Annotated in this window: 9 protein-coding genes; 7 read left to right on the forward strand and 2 right to left on the reverse strand. The window is 73.5% G+C overall.

Annotation, left to right across the window (positions count from 1 at the left end; genetic code table 11):
- Together H5J29_RS34370 and H5J29_RS16100 are read right to left on the reverse strand one after the other, a co-directional pair.
- A partial coding sequence (locus H5J29_RS34370; RefSeq protein WP_220187486.1) for a hypothetical protein occupies nt 1-313 on the reverse strand: 313 nt, incomplete at its 3' end.
- A 594-nt stretch (nt 314-907) separates the two neighbouring features.
- Nucleotides 908-2,362, reverse strand: coding sequence for an MFS transporter (locus H5J29_RS16100; protein WP_220187487.1), 1,455 nt, complete (start codon nt 2,360-2,362; stop codon nt 908-910).
- A 139-nt stretch (nt 2,363-2,501) separates the two neighbouring features.
- Between H5J29_RS16100 and H5J29_RS16105 the strand changes: the two genes are divergently transcribed.
- The 7 genes from H5J29_RS16105 to rdgB are packed head-to-tail and all read left to right on the forward strand — an operon-like array spanning nt 2,502 to nt 6,859.
- Nucleotides 2,502-3,131: a rhomboid family intramembrane serine protease gene (locus H5J29_RS16105; RefSeq protein ID WP_181781778.1), complete on the forward strand. Its 630-nt coding sequence runs from the start codon at nt 2,502-2,504 to the stop codon at nt 3,129-3,131.
- A gap of 7 nt (nt 3,132-3,138) precedes the next feature.
- The gene (gene murI, locus H5J29_RS16110) at nt 3,139-3,954 is read left to right on the forward strand and encodes a glutamate racemase (protein ID WP_181781779.1); all 816 of its coding nucleotides are present in this window, start codon (nt 3,139-3,141) and stop codon (nt 3,952-3,954) included.
- A 9-nt stretch (nt 3,955-3,963) separates the two neighbouring features.
- Nucleotides 3,964-4,326 carry a hypothetical protein gene (locus H5J29_RS16115; protein WP_181781780.1) on the forward strand — a complete coding sequence of 121 codons (363 nt, stop codon included), beginning with the start codon at nt 3,964-3,966 and terminating at the stop codon, nt 4,324-4,326.
- Between the two features lie 43 nt (nt 4,327-4,369).
- Nucleotides 4,370-4,726, forward strand: coding sequence for a hypothetical protein (locus H5J29_RS16120; RefSeq protein ID WP_312858261.1), 357 nt, complete (start codon nt 4,370-4,372; stop codon nt 4,724-4,726).
- A gap of 11 nt (nt 4,727-4,737) precedes the next feature.
- Complete coding sequence (locus H5J29_RS16125) at nt 4,738-5,499, forward strand: MBL fold metallo-hydrolase (RefSeq protein ID WP_181781782.1); 762 nt, start codon at nt 4,738-4,740, stop codon at nt 5,497-5,499.
- Nucleotides 5,500-5,549: 50 nt separating this feature from the next.
- Nucleotides 5,550-6,272: a ribonuclease PH gene (rph, locus tag H5J29_RS16130; RefSeq protein ID WP_181781783.1), complete on the forward strand. Its 723-nt coding sequence runs from the start codon at nt 5,550-5,552 to the stop codon at nt 6,270-6,272.
- A complete protein-coding gene (rdgB, locus tag H5J29_RS16135; RefSeq protein WP_181781784.1) occupies nt 6,269-6,859 on the forward strand; it encodes an RdgB/HAM1 family non-canonical purine NTP pyrophosphatase in 591 nt (196 codons plus the stop codon). Before rph ends, rdgB begins: the two co-directional genes overlap by 4 nt.
- The last annotated feature ends 28 nt before the right edge of the window (nt 6,860-6,887 follow it).

Genomic DNA, 6,887 nt, shown 5'->3' on the forward strand with positions numbered 1-6,887 from the left:
AGCCAGTGATCGTGGGTTGGGCGCGTGGAGCCGCACTTACCGCGGCTGGGTGCGCCGGTTCGGTGATCAACGCCCGGCCTGCCGGCGGCGCGCCGTTGATCACTTCTTCGAGCGAAGCCGAGAGCCAGTGATCGTGGGTTGGGCGCGTGGAGCCGCGCTTACCGCGGCTGGGTGCGCCGGTTCGCTGATCACCGATCCGGCTTGCCACAGAAGCACCGCTGGTTGCGGCCGTCGGCGACACCGAGCCAGTGATCGTCGGTTGGGCGCGTGGAGCCGCGCCCACCGCGGCCGGCTGTGCCGGTTCGGTGATCACCGGCCCGGCGTACCCCAAGGCGCGCCGGAGCGTCGGCGTCCCGCCCAGTGTCGATCGCCGGTGCGCGAGCCGCGTTGCGTGAGCCGCGGTGGGCTCGGTGGCTGCACCGAGCGTCGAGCTCCACCGCGGTGTGCCCCGATTCCTGCACCCGCCGCGCGTCGGTGATCGCCAGATGGGCACGCGGAGCCGCGCTCATCGCGGTGATGCGAGCCGGAACGGTGATCATGGACCCGGCGCGAGGGAACCCTGGTGGCAGGCCCTGGCTTCGTCGACCGCGGTCCTGCGGTCCGTCCGTTTCCGAGACCGGCGGGCCCCGACCAGGCGTTGATCACCGCTTCGGCGCGCAGAGCCGCGCTCACCGCGGCGGTCGGCGCCGAACCGGTGATCAAGGCCGCCCGTTTCGGCTCCCGCAGGAGTCGGCACGGCACGTGCTCGACCCGCTCCGCGCGCGAGCCGCGCTTTCGTACCGCCGCGCACTGCTCACACCGGCGGACGGACCACGATCCGCCGCGATCTCGACGATCTCGCCGGGCGGGGCCTCCTGGAGCGCGCACCGCAGCGTGGCGCCGCGGGGCGAGAAGCCCCGCGGCCGGCTCAGCCCACGTGCACTGCGGCGGGGGTGGCGGCGATGTCCTGTTTCCCGGCCCGGACCAGCACGAGGACGAGGGCCACGCCGATGGTCAGCAGTGCGGCGGCCCACGCGAACGCGACGACGTAGCTGTGCACGGCGGCCTCGAGCATCTGGGCCGGGTCGGTGATCGGGTGCTCGGCGACCCAGCTCGCGGCCGCCGTGGTGGCGATCGTGTTCAGCAGCGCGGTGCCGAGCGAGGCGCCGACCTGCTGGGTGGCGTTCAGCACCGCGGACGCCGCGCCCGCGTCCTGGTTGCCTACCCCGACCAGCGCGAGGCTCGCCAGCGGGACGAAGGACAGGCCGAGGCCCAGGCCGAGAACGAGCTGGGCCGGGAGCAGGAGCGTGAGGAACGAGCTGTCGACCGTGATGCGGGTGAGCAGCACCATGCCTGCCGCCGCGACCAGCCCACCCGTGACCATCAGCGGCTTCGGCCCGATACGGGGCATCAACTGCGAGGCGATCGCGGCCGCGACCAGCACCCCGCCGGTGACCGGCAGGGACGCCAGACCCGCCTCGAGCGGCGTGTAGCCCAGCACGAGCTGGAAGTAGAACGTGAGGAACAGGAACGCGCCGAGCAGACCGGCGCCCACGAGCGTCGAGAAGAGGTAGGCGCCGCCGCGGTCCCGTTGGACGAGCAGCCCGAGCGGCACCAGCGGGTGCGCCGAGCGCTTCTCGATCACCACGAACGCCACCAGCAGCACCACCGCCACCCCGAAGCTGCCCAGGGCCCACGCCGACGACCAGCCGTCCTCGCTCGCGCGGGTGAAGCCGTAGACCAGGGCGACCAGCCCGACCGTGACCGCGAACGCCCCCGGAACGTCGTACCGCGTGTCCCCGGAGGCCCGGCTCTCCGGCACGAACACCAGCGCCAACGCCACCGCGACCACCGAGATCGGGATGTTCACCAGCAGGCACCACCGCCAGTCCGTGTACTCGGTGAGCACCCCGCCGAGCACGAGCCCGACGGCCGACCCACCACCGGCGATCGCCCCGAACACGCTGAACGCCTTCGCCCGCTCGCCCGCCTCGGTGAACAGCACGGTGAGCAGGGCCAACCCCGCGGGCGCCAGCAGCGCCCCGAAGACCCCCTGCAGCCCGCGCGCGGCGAAGAGCATGATCGCGTTCTGGGCCAGGCCGCCCAGCGCGGAGGCGATCGCGAACCCGAGCGCGCCCACGACGAACGTTCGCTTGCGCCCCCAGAAGTCCGCGATCCGACCCCCGAGCAGCAGCAGCCCGCCGAACGCGAGCGTGTACGCCGTGACGACCCACTGGCGGTCCGCATCGGAGATCCCGAGGTCCGCCTGGGCCTGGGGGAGCGCGATGTTCACGATCGTGGCGTCGAGCACCACCATGAGCTGGGCCAGCGCGATCACGAACAACGCAGCCCAACGGCCGGGGTGCGGGGCGGGGGCGGTCATGACGGCTCCAGGAACGGGGGCGGGACTGCTCCGCGACGACGGGGAGCGTGACACCGACATCCTGCCAAGGGGGTCCGACGGTTTCGGTTCTCAGCGCCTTCACGGCCGGGTGACGCCGTTCGGCGCTACATTCGGAGGCATGGCCCTGCCGCAGGTCCCCTCGCCGAAGCCGACCCGCAGCATCGCGCGGATCATCCCGCCGCACCCGCTGCGCGCCGCCCTGATCATGGTCGTGTTCACCGCCGCGCTCTACGTGCTCGAGGCGGTCGACCAGGCCACCGGCGAGACGCTGGACAACGACGGCATCATCGCCCGCAACCTCGACGGCGCGTGGGGCATCCTCTGGGCCCCGCTGCTGCACGGCGGCTGGCTGCACCTGTGGGCCAACACCCTCCCGTTCGTGGTGTTCGGCTGGCTCGCGATGGCGGGCGGGCTCCGGCAGTGGGTCGGGGTCACGGCGCTGATCTGGGTCGGCAGCGGGATCCTGGTCTGGCTGACCGCTCCGAGCTTCAGCTCCACCATCGGGATGTCCGGCGTGATCTTCGGCTGGCTGCTCTTCCTGCTGGTCCGCGGCTTCTTCGCCCGCTCGGGCAAGCAGATCGCCCTGGGCGTCGTCCTGCTCCTGTTCGAGGGTGGGATGCTGTTCGGCGTGCTCCCCGGCACCCCCGGGGTCTCGTGGCAGGCGCACCTGTTCGGTGCGTTGTTCGGGGTCCTGGCCGCGTGGATCGTGGCGCGGGCCGACCGGGGCGCACGAACCGTCACCGCCTAGGAGCCCTGTGAGAGACGCCCCCATCGGCATCTTCGACTCCGGCGTCGGCGGGCTGACCGTCGCGCGCGCCGTGATCGACCAGCTCCCCGCCGAGCGGATCGTCTACGTCGGCGACACCGCGCACGGCCCCTACGGCCCGCTGCCGATCGCCGACATCCGCAGGCACGCCCTCGCGGTCGGGGACGATCTCGTCGAGCGCGGGGTGAAGCTGCTGGTCATCGCGTGCAACACGGCGTCGGCGGCCTGTCTGGCCGACGCTCGGGAGCGCTACCCGGTCCCCGTCGTCGAGGTGGTCCTGCCCGCCGTCCGACGGGCCGTGGCGGCCACCCGCAACGGTCGGATCGGCGTGATCGGCACCCAGGCCACGATCGGGTCGGGCGCCTACTCGGACGCCTTCGCCGCCGCCCGGGACGTCGAGGTCACCGCGGTGGCGTGCCCCCGGTTCGTGGACTTCGTGGAGCGGGGGATGACCAGCGGCAGGCAGGTGCTCGGGCTCGCGCAGAGCTACCTGGAGCCCCTGCAGCGGGCCGGGGTGGACACCGTCGTGCTCGGGTGCACCCACTACCCGCTGCTCACCGGCGTGCTGCAGATCGTGCTGGGCCCCGACGTCTCGCTGGTGTCCAGCGCGGACGAGACGGCCAAGGACGTCTTCCGGACGCTGCTGCAGCGCGACCTCGCCCGCGACCTGGAGACCGATCCGCCGCCCGCCCCGCACGAGTTCCTCGCGACCGGCGACCCGGAGCCCTTCCGCAGGCTCGGCCGCCGGTTCCTCGGCCCCGAGATCGCGCGGGTCGAGCAGCTGGCGGCAGACGCGCTCCGGTAGCGTCGGAGCGTGATCGGCGCGCTGGAGATCGTGGCGTACGTCGCCGCGGCGGCGGTGGCGGTCTACGGGCTGGCCACCACGCTGCGGAACCGGCCGCCGGACCGGACCCACCGGTTCGCCGTCGGGGCCTTCGAGGCGGTGCTGGTCGTCCAGGCGGCGATCGCCGCCGTCCGTGTGTTCACCGGCGCGGCGCTGCCCGAGCAGTCCACGTTCCTCATCTACCTGCTGGTCAGCGTGTGCGTCATGCCGATCGCGCTGCAGTTCGCCACCGCCGAGCCCACGAGGTGGGGCGGCACGGTGATCGCGGTCGGGGCGATCGGGACCGGCGTGGCCGTCTGGCGGCTGCACGACCTGTGGGTGGCCGGTGTCTGAGCCACAGCCTCGTCCGACGTCGAGTGGTCCCGGGCGCGTCCTCGTGGCCGTCTACGCGATCTTCGCCCTGTCCGCGACGGCGCGGGCGCTCGTGCAGATCGTCGCGAGGTTCTCCGAGGCGCCGGTGGCGTACCTGCTCTCCCTGCTGGCGGGGGTCGTGTACATCCTGGCCACGATCGGGCTCGCCGGCCGCAAGCCCTTCTACCGGCGGCTGGCCTGGGCGGCCGTGGCGTTCGAGCTGGTGGGCGTGCTGGTCGTCGGCACCCTGACGGTCGTCGACGCCGGGGACTTCCCGGACGACACGGTCTGGTCGTTCTTCGGCCGCGGCTACGGGTTCATCCCGCTGGTGCTGCCGTTCGTCGGACTCTGGTGGCTGCGGCGGACCTCGGCCACGCGTTAGCCTCTGGGCCCATGAAGCTCGTCGTGCTCGGGTGTTCCGGCAGCGGCCCGGGCCCCGGCTCACCCGCCTCGGGGTACCTCGTGGAGGCGGGCCCGACGATGATCGCGCTCGATCTCGGCAACGGCACCTTCGGCGCGCTGCAGCGGGCCGCCGACCCCTGGTCGCTGGCGGCCGTGGCCTTCAGCCACCTGCACCCGGACCACTGCGCGGACTTCTCCGCCCTCGCGGTGTGGCGCCTCTACCACCCGGAGCCGCCCGCGGCCGTCGAGCCGCTCCCGGTCCTCGCGCCTGCCGACGCCGCCGAGCGGTTCGCCGCCGCGTACGCCCCGAGCGTCGCGCAGCGGAGCACGACCGAGCTCGCGCGCGTCTTCGACTTCCGCACGCACGTCCCGCAGACCCCGCTCGGGGACGTGGTGGTGCGCACCGCGGCCGTCGACCATCCCTGCGAGGCGTACGCCCTGCGCGTCGAGCACGGGGGACGGAGCCTCGTCTACTCCGGCGACACGGGGCCCTGCCGGGGGCTCGTCGAGCTGGCCGCGGGCGCGGACGTGCTGCTCTGCGAGGCCTCCTGGCCGCACACCGACTCGATGCCCACCGGGGTCCACCTGTCCGGCAGGCAGGCCGGGGAGCACGCCGCGGCCGCGGGGGTCGGCAGGCTGCTGCTCACGCACGTCCCCGCGTGGACGGACGCGGACGCGATGCTCGCCGAGGCGAAGACCGTGTTCGACGGCCCGGTCGAGCTGGTCCGGCCGGACGGGGAGTACGAGGTGTGAGCCGGCGCGGAGCCTGCGGAGCGCGAATCGCTGCTGCGTAGCATGTTCGCGTGACACGAGCAGACGGCAGGACCGACGACGAGCTGCGCCCGGTGCGCATCACCCGCGGGTTCCAGAAGCACCCGGCGGGCTCCGTGCTCGTCGAGTTCGGGGACACGAAGGTGCTGTGCGCCGCGAGCGTGACCGAGGGCGTGCCGCGGTGGCGCAAGGGCTCGGGGCTGGGCTGGCTGACCGCGGAGTACGCGATGCTGCCGTCGGCCACCAACACCCGTTCCGACCGTGAGTCGGTCAAGGGCCGCGTCGGCGGCCGCACGCACGAGATCAGCAGGCTGATCGGCCGGTCGCTGCGTGCCTGCATCGACCTGAAGGCGTTGGGCGAGAACACGATCGCGCTGGACTGCGACGTCCTGCAGGCGGACGGCGGCACGCGGACCGCCGCGATCACCGGCGCCTACGTGGCCCTGGCCGACGCCGTCACGTGGCTCGGTGGGCGCAACAGGCTGGCCGACCCGAAGCCGTTGTCCTGCCAGATCGCGGCGGTCAGCGTCGGGGTGGTGGACGGGCGCGTGCGGCTGGACCTGCCGTACGAGGAGGACTCCCGCGCCGAGGTCGACATGAACGTGGTCGCGACGAACACCGGCACCCTCGTCGAGGTCCAGGGCACCGGCGAGGGCGCCACGTACACGCGCGGCACGCTCGACGCCATGCTGGACTCCGCCCTGGCCGGGATCGCGCAGCTCACCCGCGTGCAGGCCGAGGCGCTCGAGTCGTGAAGGTGCTGCTCGCCACGCGGAACGCGGGCAAGCTCGTCGAGCTGAGGCGGCTGGCCGAGGGCGCCGGGGTGGAGGTCCTCGGGCTGGCCGACGTCGCCGAGTTCCCCGAGGCGCCGGAGACCGGCGCGACCTTCGCCGAGAACGCCCTGGCCAAGGCGCGGGAGGCCGCGGCCGCGACCGGGCTCCCCGCGGTCGCGGACGACTCGGGGCTCACCGTCGACGCCCTCAACGGGATGCCCGGGGTGCTGTCCGCGCGGTGGTCCGGGCGGCACGGCGACGACCTGGCCAACCTGAACCTCCTGCTCGGCCAGGTGGGCGACGTCCCCGACGAGCGCCGCGGCGGTGCGTTCGTCTGCGCGGCGGCCCTCGTGGTGCCGGGCGGCGAGGAGACGGTGGTGCACGGGGAGTGGCGCGGCACGATCGTGCGGGCGCCGCGCGGGGAGAACGGCTTCGGCTACGACCCGATCTTCGTCCCGGAGGGCGAGGAGCGGACCAGCGCGGAGCTGAGCCCCGCGGAGAAGGACGCCGCCAGCCACCGGGGTCTCGCGTTCCGGGCCCTCCTCCCGTACCTCGCGGCCCTCTCCTGAGTGTCTGTGAGTGGCGATAGTCGCCATA

Source organism: Pseudonocardia pini (assembly GCF_013870575.1).
Classification (GTDB): Bacteria; Actinomycetota; Actinomycetes; order Mycobacteriales; family Pseudonocardiaceae; genus Pseudonocardia; species Pseudonocardia pini.